This is a genomic window from Paraburkholderia sp. JHI869, assembly GCF_038900775.1.
Taxonomy (GTDB): domain Bacteria; phylum Pseudomonadota; class Gammaproteobacteria; order Burkholderiales; family Burkholderiaceae; genus Paraburkholderia.
Genome location: NZ_JAYMSC010000008.1, coordinates 136,462 through 153,111 on the forward strand (window position 1 = coordinate 136,462; position 16,650 = coordinate 153,111).

General features: G+C 65.1%; 16 protein-coding genes. 13 read left to right on the forward strand and 3 right to left on the reverse strand.

Annotated elements, in window-relative coordinates; genetic code table 11:
• Window positions 1–322: 322 nt before the first annotated feature.
• From cobA to VSR72_RS16230, 3 genes are all read left to right on the forward strand, one after another.
• Window positions 323–1,120 carry a uroporphyrinogen-III C-methyltransferase gene (cobA, locus tag VSR72_RS16220; RefSeq protein ID WP_342953354.1) on the forward strand — a complete coding sequence of 266 codons (798 nt, stop codon included), beginning with the start codon at window positions 323–325 and terminating at the stop codon, window positions 1,118–1,120.
• Between the two features lie 513 nt (window positions 1,121–1,633).
• On the forward strand, window positions 1,634–2,356 hold the full coding sequence (locus VSR72_RS16225) for a response regulator (protein ID WP_342953355.1): 723 nt from the start codon (window positions 1,634–1,636) through the stop codon (window positions 2,354–2,356).
• Between the two features lie 51 nt (window positions 2,357–2,407).
• Entirely contained in the window at window positions 2,408–3,391 is a 984-nt protein-coding gene (locus tag VSR72_RS16230; RefSeq protein ID WP_342953356.1) for a zinc-binding dehydrogenase, read from the forward strand.
• A 33-nt stretch (window positions 3,392–3,424) separates the two neighbouring features.
• On the opposite strand, the gene VSR72_RS16235 is transcribed toward VSR72_RS16230, so the two are convergent.
• Entirely contained in the window at window positions 3,425–4,819 is a 1,395-nt protein-coding gene (locus tag VSR72_RS16235) for an MFS transporter (RefSeq protein ID WP_342953357.1), read from the reverse strand.
• 23 nt (window positions 4,820–4,842) lie between these two features.
• Window positions 4,843–5,592 (reverse strand): type IV pili methyl-accepting chemotaxis transducer N-terminal domain-containing protein, encoded by a 750-nt coding sequence (locus tag VSR72_RS16240; protein WP_342953358.1) that lies wholly within the window; start codon window positions 5,590–5,592, stop codon window positions 4,843–4,845.
• 493 nt (window positions 5,593–6,085) lie between these two features.
• Here VSR72_RS16240 and VSR72_RS16245 point away from each other — a divergent pair, with 493 nt between their 5' ends.
• From VSR72_RS16245 to VSR72_RS16275, 7 genes are all read left to right on the forward strand, one after another.
• A complete protein-coding gene (locus tag VSR72_RS16245; protein WP_342953359.1) occupies window positions 6,086–6,454 on the forward strand; it encodes a hypothetical protein in 369 nt (122 codons plus the stop codon).
• Window positions 6,455–6,793: 339 nt separating this feature from the next.
• Window positions 6,794–7,897, forward strand: coding sequence for an AI-2E family transporter (locus tag VSR72_RS16250; protein ID WP_342953489.1), 1,104 nt, complete (start codon window positions 6,794–6,796; stop codon window positions 7,895–7,897).
• Window positions 7,898–7,961: 64 nt separating this feature from the next.
• Entirely contained in the window at window positions 7,962–9,491 is a 1,530-nt protein-coding gene (locus VSR72_RS16255; protein WP_342953360.1) for a TolC family protein, read from the forward strand.
• Window positions 9,488–10,606, forward strand: a complete 1,119-nt coding sequence (locus VSR72_RS16260; RefSeq protein ID WP_342953361.1) for an HlyD family secretion protein — start codon at window positions 9,488–9,490, stop codon at window positions 10,604–10,606. The genes VSR72_RS16255 and VSR72_RS16260 overlap by 4 nt, the downstream gene beginning before the upstream one ends.
• A gap of 9 nt (window positions 10,607–10,615) precedes the next feature.
• On the forward strand, window positions 10,616–11,662 hold the full coding sequence (locus VSR72_RS16265; RefSeq protein ID WP_342953362.1) for a DUF2955 domain-containing protein: 1,047 nt from the start codon (window positions 10,616–10,618) through the stop codon (window positions 11,660–11,662).
• Between the two features lie 162 nt (window positions 11,663–11,824).
• Window positions 11,825–12,757: a hypothetical protein gene (locus VSR72_RS16270; RefSeq protein ID WP_342953490.1), complete on the forward strand. Its 933-nt coding sequence runs from the start codon at window positions 11,825–11,827 to the stop codon at window positions 12,755–12,757.
• Window positions 12,758–12,793: 36 nt separating this feature from the next.
• Window positions 12,794–13,183, forward strand: a complete 390-nt coding sequence (locus tag VSR72_RS16275; protein WP_342953363.1) for a hypothetical protein — start codon at window positions 12,794–12,796, stop codon at window positions 13,181–13,183.
• Between the two features lie 50 nt (window positions 13,184–13,233).
• Here the strand turns inward: VSR72_RS16275 and VSR72_RS16280 are convergent, their stop codons facing one another.
• Window positions 13,234–14,010: an NAD(P)H-dependent oxidoreductase gene (locus VSR72_RS16280; RefSeq protein ID WP_342953364.1), complete on the reverse strand. Its 777-nt coding sequence runs from the start codon at window positions 14,008–14,010 to the stop codon at window positions 13,234–13,236.
• A gap of 84 nt (window positions 14,011–14,094) precedes the next feature.
• Here VSR72_RS16280 and VSR72_RS16285 point away from each other — a divergent pair, with 84 nt between their 5' ends.
• The 3 genes from VSR72_RS16285 (at window position 14,095) to VSR72_RS16295 (ending at window position 16,433) form a co-directional block, all read left to right on the forward strand.
• Entirely contained in the window at window positions 14,095–14,991 is an 897-nt protein-coding gene (locus VSR72_RS16285; protein ID WP_342953365.1) for a LysR family transcriptional regulator, read from the forward strand.
• Window positions 14,992–15,088: 97 nt separating this feature from the next.
• Window positions 15,089–15,910 (forward strand): AraC family transcriptional regulator, encoded by an 822-nt coding sequence (locus VSR72_RS16290; RefSeq protein WP_342953366.1) that lies wholly within the window; start codon window positions 15,089–15,091, stop codon window positions 15,908–15,910.
• 100 nt (window positions 15,911–16,010) lie between these two features.
• Window positions 16,011–16,433 carry a cupin domain-containing protein gene (locus tag VSR72_RS16295; RefSeq protein WP_342953367.1) on the forward strand — a complete coding sequence of 141 codons (423 nt, stop codon included), beginning with the start codon at window positions 16,011–16,013 and terminating at the stop codon, window positions 16,431–16,433.
• The last annotated feature ends 217 nt before the right edge of the window (window positions 16,434–16,650 follow it).

Here is a 16,650-nt window from a genome sequence, read left to right on the forward strand (position 1 = left end):
GTGCAGCACATTCGCTGTGCGCTATGGATGTGCACATTGCGATGTTGTCAATTGGGGCGACCGGCTAGAGGCGCCCGGCAAGGGCCGGGCGGCGCGAGCGAGCGCGCGTTGGTCTGGAACTTGCGTGAGCCTGAGCGTCCGGCAACGATGCCGGGCAATGCAACCTGGGGCCGCGCGTTGGCTTACCTCGCGCGCACCTCGAATCGAGCAAACCGGACAATGGCGTCCCCTCGTCGCAAGCGGCGAGCGGACGCCTTTTGTTTTATGGCGCTCCCCGCGCGGGTAGGCGCACTATGAGAGCGAAAGCTAAAGGAAGACGACGATGACGACGGGCAACGAAGGCAAGGTCACACTGGTGAGCGCAGGTCCGGGCGATCTCGACCTCCTCACGCTGAAGGCGGCGAAAGTGCTCGCGAGCGCCGACGTCGTGCTGCTCGACGATCTGGTGAACCCGGAAATCATCACGCTCGCGCCCCAGGCCCGGGTGATCCGCGTGGGCAAGCGAGGCGGCTGCCGCTCCACGCCGCAAGCCTTCATCGAACGCCTGATGCAGCGTTACGCGCGCCGCGGCCTGCACGTGGTGCGCGTGAAAGGCGGCGACGCGCTGCTGTTCGGCCGCGCCGGCGAGGAACTCGCGGCATTGCGCGAGGCAGGCGTGACGGTGGAGATCGTGAATGGCGTTTCTTCGGCGTTCGCAGCGGCGGCGGGGCTCGGCGTCTCGCTCACGCACCGCGACCATTGCCAGGGCGTGATCTTCGTGACGGCGCATCTGCGCGACCACAGCGAGCCCGACTGGCAGGCGCTCGCCGCGACGGGCATGACGCTCGCCATTTATATGGGCATGAGCCGCATCGAGTCGTTGTGCGCAACGCTCGCCAACGCGCTCCCGACTGCGACCCCAGCCGCAGTCGTGCAGTGGGCTGGCAGTGCGAACGAGCGCCGCGTAACGCGTACGCTCGGCACGATCGCGGCGCACGCTCGCGCAGCAGGCCTTGGCAGCCCTGCCATCATCCTCGTGGGCAACGCGATTGGCGAGGCGGCTTCATTCGCCATTTCACCGGCGTCTTTTGGTGTGCATTCGCACGACGCGGCAATCGAGGCACAACGGCTAAGTGCGTGAGCACGTCGATCACAATCTGAAGATCGCGCTTTACCGCAATGACGGAAAGCGCGCATCGCTTATTTTGAGATACACAAGCGGATATACGCGAATAGATTCGATGCGCGGAAATTTAACAATTCACAACGTTCTACCGACAGAATCCCTCTCCATTCCCTGCCGCCTTCTCTCTATCACCATTCTTTCATTTTCATGTGCCAATAGAAAAATAATAAGAAAAACAGGCGCATATCTATGTACTAAATAGTTCTGACGTTCTCCCTACTTCACTCCTACATTCCTCATGGAAATCCCCGATTAATTGGCGCGAGTCATGAAAGCGCCAGGAAGGGTTGCGTTCGCTAGAATTTACCCATCAACTGTCAGACAGCTCTGAAAAAGTAATTGAGACGTTGCTGACACTTCCCATCCAGACATTCTTTCAAGACATGACGCCACTACCTGCTTCGGCATGAGCATAGGACTCCTCTCGAAAGCAACGATAATCACAGGGCGCAGGTAAGGAACTAGAAGATGAAGTTGTTGCTTGTCGAGGAAAACACTGGGCTTTCCCAAAGGCTCGCCGACCTGCTGCGCGCCGAAAAATTCACCGTGGATTGCGTGGCCGATGGCGAAGCCGCAGATCTCGTACTGAAGTCGGAACGCTACGCCCTCGTGCTGCTCGAAATGCATTTGCCGCGTTTAAGCGGCATGAGCGTGCTGATGCGTTTGCGGCGCCGGCGCGACAACCTCCCCGTGCTGATGCTCGCGGCACATGGCTCGATCGACGACAAGGTGGCATGCTTCAGCGCCGGCGCCGACGACTACCTCATCAAGCCATTCGACACCCGCGAACTGCTCGCGCGCGTCAAGGCGCTGATCCGCCGCCAGTCGAGCGACAGGACAGAGCGCCTGACCTGCGGCGACCTGCACTATCGCACAGACACACGCGCCTTCTACCACAACGATACGCCGTTCAATTTGCGTCGCCGCGAGCACTCCATTCTCGAGACGCTCATGCTGCACCAAGGCAGGACCGTTTCGAAGCACACGCTCATGGAAAGCCTGTTCGGCCTCGACGAAGCACAGAGCCGGGATGCCATCGATATCTACATCCACCGCCTGCGCAAACACCTCGCGAACTCGAACGCACAGATCCTGACCTTGCGCGGTCTCGGGTACATCCTGCGAGTGAAGGACGCCACGCTGCCCAAACCGGATACAGACGAGCCATGCCTCCAGACAGAGACCAAGTGACTCATTCCGCAGCCGTTGTGCGCGCAGCCTGCCACTCACGCGAGACCGAACATGAAAGCCTACGTCATCGAACAACCCGGCGGCCCCGAGGTCCTGCAAATGCGCGATATTGCGCCGACCCCGCCCGGCGCGGACGAAGTACGCATTCGCGTGCACGCGTTCGGCATCAACCGCGCCGAAGCCGATCTGCGCGCAGGACGCCTCGGGCCGCTGACCGGACCAGTCGTGCCGGGGATCGAGGCCGTGGGTGTCGTCGTGGAGGACCCTTCGAAAACGCTCAGGATAGGAGAGCGCGTTGCCACTGCCATGGGCGGCCTGCAGGTCGCGCGCAACGGCAGCTACGCGGAGGAGGTCACGGTCCTGCGGCGCAACGTCGTCACGCTCGGCGCGACCAGCTTGCCGTGGGAGGAACTGGCGACGTTGCCGCTTGCGTATCTCACGGCGTGGGGCGCGGTCGCGGCGAGCCTGGAAGCCAAGGCCGGGCAGACGCTTCTCGTGCGGGGCGGAACCTCCAGCGTGGGCCTCGCTGCGATTGCCTACGCGAATGCGTTCGGGCTCAACGTGCTGGCCACGACGCGTTCTGCAGCGCACGTCGAACGCCTTTATCATGCCGGTGCGCACGAAGTGCTGATCGATTCCGGAGAAATCGCGGCCGCGGTCGCGCGTGAGTGCCTGCACGTCGATGCCGCGCTCGAGATTGTGAGCGCGGCCAACGTGATCGACACCGCGAAAATGGTGCGGCCGTTTGGCAGCGTGACCGTAGTCGGCACGCTGGCCGGGCCGCCGCTTCTCGCATCGTTCGATATGGCGCGCGATCTTCCGCCCGCGGTGCGGCTGAGCTTCTTTACGAGCGATCTGCTCGGCGCGAAAGCGCTGCCGCTCGACTATGCCCCGCTGGGCTTCATCGCTTCAGGCATCGCCGGCCGGCGCATCGCTTCACTGCACGCTTGCACCTTCGAGTTCGACGACGTCAGGAAAGCGCATTACCTGCTGGAAAGCAATCGCGCACCGGGGAAGATCGTCGTGCGGTTATAGCGGCCCGTCACTCGCGCGCGGGCCGCTACGCGCTCAATTGCTTGCGCTCGCTTGAGCACCCTGCACGACAGCCGGGGCCATCGCCGACTCCTGGGGCAGCGCCCATTCGAGCCAGCGTGCGCGATGCAGCACCACGAGTCCGAACGCGGCTGCGGCGATCACGCCGAACGTCGCGAAGCCCATCTGGTAGCTGCCGGTGCTCTCCTTGGCAATGCCCATGATGACCGGGAGATAGAAGCCGCCAATGCCCCCTGCCGCGCCGATGATGCCCGACATCAGCCCGGTGCGGCCCTGCCAGCGGCGCGGGACGAGCTGGAACGTCGCGCCGTTGCCGAGACCGAAGCACACGTAGGTGAACGCAAGCAGCGCAATGCCGGCGGCGAACGGCGGCATCCAGAGCGCGAACGCGAAGTCGCACGCCGAGATCGCGGCCAGCAGCACCACGAGCGCGCGCACGCCGGAAATGCGGTCCGCGATCAGACCGCCGAGCGGGCGCACCATCGCTCCCGTCAGCGCGAGCAGCGACATCACCACGCCGGCTTCGAGTTTCGGTACCTGGTAGAGCGAAATAAGCAGCGTCGAGATATAGGACGACATGCCGACGAAGCCGCCGAACGTAATGCTGTACACGAGCATCACGACCCAAGTGTCGCCTTCGGTGAGCACCGCGCGATAGTGGCGCGGCAGCACGGCAATGGCGAGCAGTGCGCCGAACACCGGCAGCAGCAGCACGCCGGTCTTGCCTGCGCCGAACACGCCGGCATGCACGGCAAGCACGAGCGCGATCAGGCCGGCGAGCGTGATGCCGAACGAGCGCAGTGCCTGCAGCGCACTGCCGGACTTCTGACCGAGATCGCGGGCCCAGAACGTCACGGCCATCGCGGCGAGCGCGAGCAGCGGCAGCGCCGCGCCGGTGGCGTGCGCCCAGCCGTAGTGGCTGGCGAGGCCCGGAAAGAGGAAGCCGTCGAGCACGGCGCCAATGTTGCCGGCTGCCGCGAGGCCGAGCACGAGGCCCTGCACCTTCGGCGGATAGTTGCTGCCTGCCATCGGCAGCGCCACGGCGAAGCTCGCGCCGCCCACGCCGAGCAGCACACCCAGCACGAGCAGCAAGGTATAGGACGGGGTGCCCGGCATCAACAACAGCACGGCGGCGGGTATGGCGGAGAGCGCAATGCCCATCAGCGCAACACGGCGGCCATCGTAAGCCTGATACAGATTGCCGAGCGTCACGCGCAGGATCGCCGCGCCGAGCACGGGCACCGCCACGAGCAGGCCCAGTTCGGCCGGCGTCATCGCAATGTCCTTCTGGATGAAGGGCGCAAGCGGGCCGAACATCACCCACACCGTGAAGCCGGTGTCGAAATACAGGAAGCACGCGATCAGCGCGCGCCAGTTACCGCTCTTGAGCGAACTTACCAGGTCTTTCACGAGGTTCTCCCCAATAGTGGATCTCAACCCGCAGCGCGGGCATGCATCCGTTGATTTCGGAATCCAGAATGTCTTTCGGGCGTGCTGTCATGCGTGTCGGGCTTGCCAACGGGTCTACCGACTACGCCCTGCACGAGCCGGTCCATCTCGCCAATCACGTGCGCGAGCTCCGCCGTGATGACCGCGAATTCGCGGCCGTACTGGCCGGCGCGGGCGGCCGCCACCCGTGCATTGAGCGCGACGATATTTGCGCGCAGGGAAATGGAGGCGAGTTCGTCGACGATGCCCGCCTGGCGCTTCGCCGCCGCAGCTTCTACGCTGCGCAACTCGTCCTGGTACGCCTGGGTCAGCGCTTGCAGCAGTTCGAGCAGCGGCGTGGCGGCGGCGGTGAGTTCCGTGACGGCCGCCTCGCACTCGCTGTCGGCTGTCGTTGACTCGCCCGGCGAGCGCTCGAGACACGCGCACGCGTGTGCAGCGAGCTTCATGAACGCGCGAATGCGCTCGTCGGCCTTGCGCGCGCCGAAATAGAGTTCGCGCAATGCAGTTGAGAACACGCCGGGAAAGTGGTCGTCACCGTCTACGAGCCTTGCGTGCGACGCCATGAAGGTGTCGAGGCATTCGCGTGCGACGACGAGCGCAGCGGCGTCGCCGCGCAAACCGAGCAGCGCGTGCAGGACGACGCGCTGCGAGAGCATGCGCTGGCGCCCGGCCAGATTGATGAGCTCGCCGACGATTTCCGCAGAGATGCCAGGTGTCGTTTCCCGCATGTTCATCTTTAGTAGTGCAAATCGCGTCGCCAAGGGTTTGCCGGACCGGGGCGCTTGCGCGAAGCGCAAAAAAAAACGTCCCGAAGCGCACCCGCCACGCACGCTGTGCCGTGGGGTGCTGCTTCGGGACGCCGTTGCCCCGCATGATCGAATATCCCGCGCACGGCGGGACGATGATGCAATTCATTGGAGCCTTCATTGGCCCCGGCAGTGTTAAAGCAATAGGTGTGCCACTGCGCCTCCCAAGCGGCGCGCGCGCCGGCGGACCGCCCGGCTGGCGCGGCTTTCGCCGTTCCGCAAGCGCGCGCGGCGCGGGCGGCCCAGACCAACTGCGCGCCACCAATGATGTGCTTCAGTTGACTGCTGCTGGTGCACTGCAGCGTAACCTCGCACCATCGCCGGGCACCGTCTTGCCCTTCCCGGCGGCCGCACTAAGCTGTCAATATGGATTGGAGGCCGCGCTTGCGCGTCTGCGCAAAGCCGGCGAGGGAGGTGCGTCATGAAACCCGCCGCAATCGCCCTTGCGCTCGCATGGGCAGGCGTCTGCCCTGGCTGCATCGCGTTCTCATCTGCGGCGCCCGCCTCGAACGCAGCAACGATCGCCATCGTCGCCGGCACGTTCGGCAGCAACTGCGGTGCACCGCACGGCAATGTCACGCGAGATCTGGCCGAGCACTGCGATGGTTTGCGAACCTGCAGCTATCCGGTGTCGATGATCGCCGCGCAATCGGGCGGCTGTCGCAGCGACTATCTCGCCGAGTGGCGCTGCGGCGGCCATGAATTCCACAACGCGGCACTCGCTGCCGGTGCAGGCAACGGCGATCGGCTCATTCTCAGTTGCGTGCCATCGAGCGGCCCAGGGCATTGAGGCGCGCGAATAAGAATCAGAATCGACACCCGTGCGAGACGCCATTTTCAGTGCGCTGCTAACCGGACTCCTCGCAGGCCCAAAGTAGGCCGCACGTTCATTGTCCCTTTTCACAGCGTGTAATAGACTCAACTCGACGACGCGCCCCGCACAACTCGCAAGTGATTGCAAACATCGTGCAGTTGTGCTCCCGGCCACGGGGTCGTGCTGGGAATGAGCGCAACGTCGGCGGACAGTTTCTCGTACTACCTGGGGTTCTGGCGGTCCTCGTCAGAACAAGATAGGAGCCACTGCGTGTCTATGTGATGCGCCCTGGCCAGCGAGGAGAGACAGACGATGCTGCTGCCCACACCATCAACGCAAAAAGCGCAGTCCCGGGATTTGCTCGACGTCCTGATCCGCGCCGCGCTGATTGCCATCCTGGCGATGTTTTGCTTTCGCATCTTCGCCCCATTCCTCGACCTCATGGTCTGGTCCGTGATTCTCGCGGTCACGCTTTATCCGCTGCAAACGAAACTGCTGCGCAGTTTCCCGCAGAAGGATGGCCTCATCGCCACGCTCATCATTCTCGTGGGGTTCGCGGTGATCCTCGCGCCCACCTGGCTGCTCGGCGTCGCCGTGGCGGATTCCATCGAGCGTGCGATGGCGGTGGCGAAGAGCGGAACGTTTCATATCCCGCCTCCCGCCGACTCGATCGCCCACTGGCCGATCGTCGGTCAGCGCGTGTACGACTTCTGGATGCAGGCGTCGACCGACATCACCGGTGTCGTGCAACGCTTCGCGCCGCAACTGAAGGCGGCCGGTCTCGCACTGCTCGGCACGGTCACCGGGCTCGGTGCGGCGCTGCTCATTTTCTTCGTAGCCCTGATCATTGCGGGAATCTTGATGGCACACGGCGACAAGGGCCATCGCAGCACGGTGCTGATCGCTTCGCGCATTTCCGGCCCGGAAAACGGCCAGCAGATCGCCGAGCTTTGCACGGCCACGATTCGCGCGGTCGCCCAGGGCGTGGTGGGCATCGCGTTCATCCAGATGGTGCTGATCGGGGTTGGCTTCATCGTGATGGGCATTCCCGGCGCGGGACTGCTGGCGCTGGCCGTGCTGCTGATCGGCATCATGCAGTTGCCCGCCACGCTCATCACCGTGCCCGTCATTATCTTCGTGATCATGACGCAAGGCGTGAGCACGGCGACGATCGTCTTTTCCGTCTACGAGTTCGTGGCAGGCCTCGCCGACAACGTGCTCAAGCCGCTGCTGCTGGGCCGCGGCGTGGCGGTGCCCATGCCCGTGGTGCTGATCGGCGCGATTGGCGGCATGGTCACGGGCGGCGTGATCGGCCTTTTCATCGGCCCGGTGATGCTCGCCGTTGGCTATCAACTATTCTGGCGCTGGGTGAAAGACCAGCCTCAACCCGAACGCACACGAGAAGAACAGCAGGCTTGATCCGCGAGGCCGCCCTGTGTCGCTCTGCGAGCGCCCTCATTGGCTCCCGTTCGGCGCGTGCTGCTTGAGCACGCTACTGGGCACGCTGCTGAGCGCATGCATGCGCGTGGGCCCCGACTTTCAGCCGCAACGCGAGAGCTGGAGCGAGCATTGGAGCAGTGCGTCGATCGAGCAGGTCACGTTGATCGACACACAACCTGACGCACGCCAATGGTGGCACGTATTCGGCGACGAGAATCTCGAGCAGCTGATTGCCGCGGCCGATGCGAACAACGGCGACCTGAAGATCGCCGCATTGCGCGTGATCGAAGCACGTGCCCAGCTCGGCATTGCGCTCGCCGGGCGCTACCCGCAGGTGCAGCAAGCCAACGCCGACGTGCTGGCCTCGGCGCGCAAACGCCACGATGGTTTCAACACGCATTCGGGCGCGTACGTTCAATACGGTCTTGGCGTGAGCATCGGCTGGGAACTGGACTTCTGGGGGCGCTTCAGCCGAGCGATCGAATCGGCCGATGCCTCGTTCTTCGCCGCGCAGGACAACCGCGAGGACGCGCTCGTGCTCGTTCACGCGCAGGTCGCCGACACTTATTTCACGTTGCGCACGACCGAAGCGCGCCTGCGTATTGCACGCGAAAACGCGCAGCTGCAAAAACGCAGCTACGACATCACGCAAAAGCTCTTCAAGAGCGGCGAGACCGACGAGCTCGATCTCCAGCAGGCGAAAACGCAGTATCTCGGCACGCTGAGCAGCATCCCCGTATTCGAGAGCCAGATCGCAATCGCGCGTCACGCGCTGTGCGTGCTGCTCGGGCGCCCGCCCGGCCCGCTTCCGGAACTCGACGTACAGCCGGCCAAGGCAGGGTTCGTGCCGCTCATCAATCGTGCCGTGCTTCAGGATGTGCCCGCCAATCTGCTGGTGCGCCGGCCGGACGTACGCGCGGCGGAGCAGCAGATGGCCGCGCAATCCGCGCTGATCGGCGTAGCGAAGGCCGATCTGTACCCATCCATTTCGCTGGTCGGCTCGCTCGTGTGGAGCGCCAGTTCGCTGACTGGCGCGCCTAGCACGCTTGCCGCGGTGGCTGGCCCGAGCATCACATGGAACATCTTCGATCACGGCCGCATCACGAACAACGTGCGCGTGCAGGACGCCCGCCTGCAGCAGTTGATCGTCGCCTACCAGGAGACCGTACGCGAAGCGGCGCGCGAGGCCGACGACGCCGCAACCGCGCTCAACGCGGCGCTGCAGCGCGACACGATCCTGAACGACGCGCAAGGCGCGGCGCAGCGCTCGCTCACGCTCGCCAACACGATCTACCGCGAAGGGTATTCGGACTTCCAGCGCGTGCTCGACGCACAGCGCGCGCTTTCCGCGCAGCAGGACGCGTTCGTCGTCAATCGCGGCAACGCGGCGAGCAGCCTGATTGCGCTGTACAAGGCCGTGGACGGCGGCTGGGAACCGGCGCAGCCGCTCATCGATCCCGCCACGCGCGCGCAGATGCAGCGACGCACCGACTGGGGCGACCTGCTCGACGAGCCGGCATCGTCCGCTGTTCCCCATAGTCCTGGCAATCAACCGGAAGGGCCGACACAATGAGCGCGTCCGAACCTTCGAGCCCGCGCGAGACGCCGCCGCCGGCCTCCGACTCCTCCGGCCACGCGACCAAGTGGATCGTCATCCTGATCGCCGTGAGCCTGATCTGGTATCTGCTTGCCGATCGCTTCACACCCTATACGCAGCAGGCGCGCGTAGCGGCCTATGTGGTGCCCGTTGCTGCGGAAGTGTCGGGACGCGTGACACGCGTGCTCGTGCGCAACAACCAGGAGGTCAAAGCGGGCGACGTGCTGTTCGAGATCGACAGCGAGCAATTCCGCATTGCCGCCGACCGCGCGCGCGCCGACCTCGAAACCACGCGCCGGCAGATCGGCGCGAGCACCGCCGGTATCGAATCGGCGCAAGCCTCGTTGCGCGCGGCGCTCGCCAACGAGGTCAAGGCGCGCCAGGACAGCGACCGGCTGGAACGGCTGTACCGCGAAGACGAGGGCACGGTCTCGCTGCGGCGGCTCGAAGTCGCACGCGCCACGCACGAGCAGGCGCAAAGCCAGGTCGAGGCCGCCCGCGCCGAAATCGAACGCGCGCGCGAGCAGCAAGGCGGCAACGAGGCGGAGAACGCGCAGTTGCGCAGCGCAGCTGGCGCGCTCGAAAAAGCCGAACTCGATCTCGCCAATACGCACATTCGCGCGCGCTCGGCCGGCGTCATCACCGACCTGCGCACCGAAGTGGGCCAGTTCGCGGCGGCGGGCAATCCGGTCATGACGCTCATCGCCATTCACGATGTCTGGGTGAGCGCCGACATGACGGAGAACAATCTGGGCCACCTCCAGGCGGGCACGCCCGTCGCCATTGCACTGGACGCGCTGCCGGGCGAAGTGTTCGCGGGACGCATCCGCAGCATCGGCTATGGCGTGAGCGTTGGCCAGAGCACGCCGCCCGGCACCCTGCCCACCGTGCAAAACAGCCGCGACTGGCTGCGGCCCGCCCAGCGCTTTCCCGTCATCGTCGAATTCGACAGCGACGAGCGCGCGCGGCTGCGCAATGTTCGCGTGGGCGGGCAAGCCGAAGTGATGGCCTTTCCGGGCGCGGGCAACCCGCTCAATCCGCTCGGCCGCGTGTTCCTGCGCGTGATGAGCTGGCTGTCGTACCTCTACTGAACGGCGCCTATGCAAACGCGCCCATCGCTTCCCGGCCTCCGTGCACTGCGCCTCGCCACTGGCACGGCGCTCACGCTTGCCATCAGCTTCGCGCTCGACTTGCCCATTCCTGTCATCGCACCGGTGCTCGCCGTCTTTCTGCTCGCCACGCAGAACCGGCCGCTTTCGCTCAAGACGGCACTCGCTCTCGCGCTGGTCGTTGCGGGCACAACGGGCAGCGGCCTGTTGCTCGTGCCCGTGCTGCGCTATTACCCGTTCGCTGGCGTGCTGCTCGTCGGCCTTTCCCTCTTTCTCGCGTTTCGCGCCGGACTGCGCGGCGGCAACAACCTGGTGGCGACGTTCCTCGCGGCAGGCCTCACGATGATTTCCGCGGCAGGCGTGGCCGACCAGCAACTGGCCGCCACGGTCGTCGGCGCACTCGTAAAAGGACTGCTGCTCGCGGTGGCCGTCTCGATCGTCAGCCACGCGATCTTTCCCGAGCCCGGGGCTGCGGCCGCCGGCGGCAAGCCCGCCGCGCGCGTCATGCCGCAATGGATGGCATCGCGCATCGCCTTGCAGGCCGCACTCGTGGTCCTGCCCGCGTGGCTGCTGGCGATGAACGACCCCGCGAGCTACATGCCCATCATCATGAAGTCCGTGAGCCTCGGCAGGCAAAGCTGCACGACGTCGGCACGCGGCGCGGCGCGCGAGCTCCTCGGCTCCACGGCGCTAGGCGGGCTGCTCGCCGTCGCGTTCTGGTTTGCACTCAGGCTCTTTGTGAATATCTGGATGTTCTACCTCTGGATGCTGCTGTTCGGCCTGCTTGTGGCGCGCAAGCTCCTTCGCATCGTCCCTACGCGCTACTCGCCCGGCTTCTGGCTGAACACGCTCGTCACCATGATCATTTTGCTGGGTCAGTCAGTGCAGGACAGCGTGGCGGGCAAGGACGTCTACCGCGCATTCGCGGTGCGCATGGCACTCTTTTTTGCCGTCACCGCCTACGCTTGCCTGATGCTGCAGATATTCGAGCGATTCACACAGCGTGGCGCAGCGGCGCTCGAGGGGAATACGCCATGAACCCGCGCTAGCGGGCTTAACCACGCATAGGCAGGCACAAGCAGCCATAAGCAGGCATAAGCAGGCCCAATCGGGCATCGGGGCCCGACAGGATCGAACATGACGAATACCACCATCCGTTGGCTGCAACTACGCCGCGCGCTAATGAAAACGTGCGCGGCGATGCTCGTGGCAGCGTTGCCCTTGCAGACGCACGCGCAAACCATAACGAACCAGTTGTCGAACCGCACAGTGATAGGCGGCAACATCAAGCAACATGCGGACGCCGTGCTGTCCATCATGTCCTACACCACGGTTCCGGATGTGACCACCAGTTCGCTTTCGATCAACAACGGCGCCACCGGCAACCCGGGCTTCGGCCAGACACAGCTGGGCGGCGGCTTCACGCTGAGCCGGACGTTTCCCCTGTACATGGAAGGCACGCTCGCCTATAGCCGCTACGACCCGACGTTCATCGCGAGCGATGGCGCAGAACAGCGGGCGTTGCCCACGAGGTGGAATACGTTCAGCGGCACGGTGGGGCTTGGCTGGGACTTCCGCATCACCAACGAACTCGTGTTCCGCCCGATCATCAACGGCACGATCGGACGTGTCTCCAGCGATCTGCGGGTCGGACAAACGTTGTTCAACCATGTCACGGACAGCAATCTACAGTTTCTCAACAACGGCTATCTGAATGCGTACGGCTACGGCGGCTCGCTGATGCTCGACTACGAGCACTACCGCGAAAATTACGAGATCGACGCCGAGTTGCGCGCGACCGATATCTACCTGCGCAGCTTTGGCGGCAGTGCAGAAGCCGTTCAGGGTTCCGCCACGGCGCAACAGCTGAGCCTCTGGACGCGCTGGCGCGCGCCAACGGGCTGGCACGCGCTGGACAAACCCGTGCGCTACGTGCTGGAGCTCGCCTACTCGCACTACTTCGGCGATAGCGCCGGGGTGCTCGGCTTCAACGATCTCACGTCGCTGGGCGTGGGGCTCGAACTCGACAGCAGCACGTATCCCATCATCATCACCCGCACACGGGCAATGGTGCGCTACGTGTTTGGCCACAACGTGCGCGGCGTTTCGTTCGGCCTGGCTGTGAGCTTTTAGGATGACGAATGATTCTCGGAAACAAGGAGAGCGGAGATGAGACTACGGGGTGAGCGTCAATTTGCGTCGACAGCAGGTTCCGTCGTGAGGCGTCTCCTGCTCGCAGGCGTTTGTGTCTGCCTGCTGCCACTGGCCGGATGTCCCTACTATGCCGTGCCTCCCGGCACGGTGGTCATGACGCCCGCCAGCTACGACCGGTCATTTGCCGCCGCGGCGGGCGCCATGCGCGACGAGGGACTCGCGATTACCGTGCAGGACCCCGGCACAGGCACGATTGCCGGGACGCTGGACGGCGGTACCGTGACCGCGAACGTGCACCAGCAACCCGACGGCAGCGTAGTCGTGAAGTTCGATACGACCGACGCGCGCGACCCAACGTTGATTCACCGGGTGGTGAGCAGCTACGACCGGCGCATGGGGCGCTAGGCGGCTCATTTGCGGCTCGCGCCGGGGTCCGCAAGCGCTGCCAAATCCGCTTATGCTACGTGCACGGCGAACCCCGTGCGTTCCGGCGCAACGTCTTCACGCAGCGTGAGCGCCGGGATTTCATACGCACCGCCGTTCTGCTTGCGGAACGCAATGGGGGCGGTGTGCGCCAGCGCATCGAGACGGGCGCCGAGCGCGTCGCGCGTCTGCGCATAGCGCGTCTCGTCCATGCGCCCCGTGCGATACACGAGAAACGGCGGCAGCACGTCGTAGCCGGGGTAATAGAGCACGCCGTGGTGAATCGGAAAAAGAAGGTCGTCGATCGGCCCGTTCACGCCGCGCGGCCCGTAGTGCGACGCCCAGCCGCCCATCGTCACGACGAGCATCGCGCGCTTGCCAGCCAGCGTGCCTTCGCCGTAGCGGTCTCCCCAGCGCGCTTCTGAGTGCTCGCCCACGCCATAGGCGAAACCATACGCGAAAACACGCTCCACCCAACCCTTGAGGATGGCCGGCATGGAGAACCACCAGAGCGGAAACTGCAGGATGAGCGTGTCGGCCCACATCAGCCTGGCTTGCTCCCGCGCGATGTCTTCGGCCTGAAGACCGTTCTCGAAAGCGTGCTTCGAATCGAGCGACGGATGAAACAGTGCGTCGTCCCGGCGCGCGATGCTGTCCTGCGCGTCGAGCGTCGCCTTCCAGTTCATGGCGTAAAGGTCCGACACCTGAACAGCGTGACCCGCCGCCTCCAGACGCTGGACGGTGAAGTCCCTGAGCGCGCCATTGAGCGACTTCGGTTCGGGATGGGCATAGACGAGCAGGATATTCATGTCGAGGGCTCCTTGATCTGACACGAACCCAGCTTAGTGGCCCGGCTGCTATAGTGGAAATGAATAACGGAAATACCAGCCATTATGTCCGCTAATTTGCGCAGCCTCGATCTCAACCTGCTCGTCACGCTCGACGTGCTGCTCGCCGAACACAACGTCACGCGCGCGGCACAACGTTTGAACTTCTCGCAGCCTGCGGTCAGCGTGCATCTTGCGAAGCTGCGCGAGACACTGGGCGATCCGCTGCTGCTGCCAGGCCCCCGCGGCATGCAGCCTACGGCTCGCGCACTGGCGTTGCGCGAGCCCCTGCGCGAGGCGCTCGAATCGCTCGAACGCGCGATTGCGCCCGAAAGCCCGTTCGATCCCGCCAGCGCCCGCGACACCTGGCGCGTGGCCGCGAGCGACTATGGCGAGTCCACCATCGCGTTGTCGGCGCTGCGTGGCCTGCGCGAGGCCGCGCCGCATACGCGCCTTGCCGTGGTCGAACTTGCGCCGGCGCGCGTCGCGAAGCAGGCAGCGCAAAGCGAAATCGATCTGGCGTTTCATACCACCAGCGACGCCCCCGACAACCTGCGCCGGCGCACGCTCTTCACCGAGCGCTATGTGCTAGCGGGCCGTGCAGATCATCCGCGCCTCAAGCGGCGTCCGAGCGTGAAGCAGTTCTGCGCACTGGAGCACGTCATCGTCTCGCCCGACGGCGGCGGCTTTCGCGGCATCACCGACGAAACGCTGTCGCAAGCCGGACTCGCGCGGCGCGTCGTGCTCTCCGTCCCGCACTTTCTTTTTGTCGTTTCGGTGCTCGAACGCAGCGACCTCGTGGCAATGCTGCCGTGGCGGCTCGTGCGCGAGCGCGCGGCGCTGCGCGTGGTCGAGCCGCCCATCGCGGTGCCCGGCTACGAAATGTGCATGCTCTGGCACGAACGCTCGCATCGCGACCCCGCGCATCGCTGGCTACGCGAGCAGATTGCCCGCTCGGTGTAGCGGCGTGCGGCGCCTGCGGGCGCGGCGCGCCTGTGCCACAATCCTCGTGGCGCCGTGCCGGCCCCTGGCCGCCTTGCGCCGCACCGAGACAACCACCATGAATCCGATCGATCCCCAGCGCGGCGCCGACTGGCTGCTGCGCGCCGAGCCCGTTGCGGGCGTAGAACGCATCGAAGCCTTCTTTCAGGGGAAGGCGTATGCGATGCACCGTCACGACACCTATGCGATCGGCCGCACGCTCGCGGGCGTGCAGAGCTTCAAATACCGGCGCGGTACGACCCACAGCCTGCCCGGCCACACGATGGTGCTGCATCCCGACGAGCCGCACGACGGCCAGGCCGGCACCGGCGAGGGCTTTCGCTACCGCATGATCTACGTGCAGCCTGCCGTGTTCCAGCACGTGCTGGGCGGCCGCGCGCTGCCGTTCATCGAGGGCGGCGTGTCCGACGATCTGCGTTTATGGGCGGCGACCGAAGCGCTGCTGCAACAGGTCTCGCAAGGCCTCGACCCGTTCGAGCAGAGCGACGCGCTCGCGGAACTGGCGCACGCGCTCGCCGCCGTGGCGGGTACGCCGCCGCCGCGCTCGAACGGCGACTTCACAAGCGCACAGCGCGCCCGCGAGTACCTCGACGCGCAGTGTCAGCAGGCCGTTTCGCTCGACGCGCTCGAGCAGGCCGTGGGACGCGACCGCTGGAGCCTCTCTCGCGACTTCCGCACGTTCTTCGGCACGAGTCCCTATCGCTACTTGACGCAGCGGCGCCTCGACGCCGCGCGCGCAATGATGCTGCGCGGCATGCCGCTCGCCGATGTCGCGGTCTGCGCGGGCTTCACAGATCAGGCCCACATGACGCGCCATTTCACCAAGACCTTCGGCATTGCGCCTGCGCGCTGGCTGCGGATCGCGGGCGGCGCGAGATAGCGCCGCATCACGATCGTTCAAGACACGCGCCGCCAGGGGGCGTAGTCTCGGCTTCGTCAATATCCACGACTAAGCGCAATTCAGCGCAATGGAGCCGCGAATGACAGCCACAACAGCAAGCACAGCCGCTCACCCCAACGCCCCGGCCGCACGCGGCCAGGGCCAGACCATCGATCTGCTCGGCAAGATCGCGCTGATCGAAGGCCACTGGCAGCCGCGCGTGGTTGCCGAGATGAACGACTACCAGTTCAAGGTCGTGAAGCTCGCTGGAGAGTTCGTCTGGCATAGCCACGCCGATACCGACGAAACGTTCATCGTGCTCGAAGGCGAGCTGCGCATCGAAACGCGCGAGGGCCCTATCGTCGTACGCGCGGGCCAACTGGCCGTCGTGCCGAAGGGCGCAGAGCACAAGCCCTGCGCAATGGGCGAAGTGAAGCTCCTGCTGATCGAGCCGCGTGGCGTGGCCAATACCGGTGACGGCGCGCGCAGCGAACGCACGGTGCAAAACGATCTCTGGATCTGAGTGAAGCGGCCCATGAAGCGCAGGCCGTGCCTGGACCGGCGATCTACCAACTGTAGCGCGCCGTAATGAGCACGTTGCGGCGCTGTCCGTACTGGCAACGCGTCACATTGGTGCGATCGAGCAGGTTGTTCGCCGAGAGCACAAAGCGCCAGGTGGAGTGTCGTAATGAATCGCCGCGTCGACGCGCGTGAACGAGCCCACTGGCTATGTGTTCGCC

Coding starts and splice junctions, on each gene's coding strand:
- cobA (WP_342953354.1), top strand. CDS start 323: ATGACGACGGGCAACGAAGGCAAGGTCACACTGGTGAGCGCAGGTCCG.
- VSR72_RS16225 (WP_342953355.1), top strand. CDS start 1,634: ATGAAGTTGTTGCTTGTCGAGGAAAACACTGGGCTTTCCCAAAGGCTC.
- VSR72_RS16230 (WP_342953356.1), top strand. CDS start 2,408: ATGAAAGCCTACGTCATCGAACAACCCGGCGGCCCCGAGGTCCTGCAA.
- VSR72_RS16240 (WP_342953358.1), bottom strand. CDS start 5,592: ATGAACATGCGGGAAACGACACCTGGCATCTCTGCGGAAATCGTCGGC.
- VSR72_RS16245 (WP_342953359.1), top strand. CDS start 6,086: ATGAAACCCGCCGCAATCGCCCTTGCGCTCGCATGGGCAGGCGTCTGC.
- VSR72_RS16260 (WP_342953361.1), top strand. CDS start 9,488: ATGAGCGCGTCCGAACCTTCGAGCCCGCGCGAGACGCCGCCGCCGGCC.
- VSR72_RS16265 (WP_342953362.1), top strand. CDS start 10,616: ATGCAAACGCGCCCATCGCTTCCCGGCCTCCGTGCACTGCGCCTCGCC.
- VSR72_RS16270 (WP_342953490.1), top strand. CDS start 11,825: ATGCTCGTGGCAGCGTTGCCCTTGCAGACGCACGCGCAAACCATAACG.
- VSR72_RS16275 (WP_342953363.1), top strand. CDS start 12,794: ATGAGACTACGGGGTGAGCGTCAATTTGCGTCGACAGCAGGTTCCGTC.
- VSR72_RS16280 (WP_342953364.1), bottom strand. CDS start 14,010: ATGAATATCCTGCTCGTCTATGCCCATCCCGAACCGAAGTCGCTCAAT.
- VSR72_RS16285 (WP_342953365.1), top strand. CDS start 14,095: ATGTCCGCTAATTTGCGCAGCCTCGATCTCAACCTGCTCGTCACGCTC.
- VSR72_RS16290 (WP_342953366.1), top strand. CDS start 15,089: ATGAATCCGATCGATCCCCAGCGCGGCGCCGACTGGCTGCTGCGCGCC.
- VSR72_RS16295 (WP_342953367.1), top strand. CDS start 16,011: ATGACAGCCACAACAGCAAGCACAGCCGCTCACCCCAACGCCCCGGCC.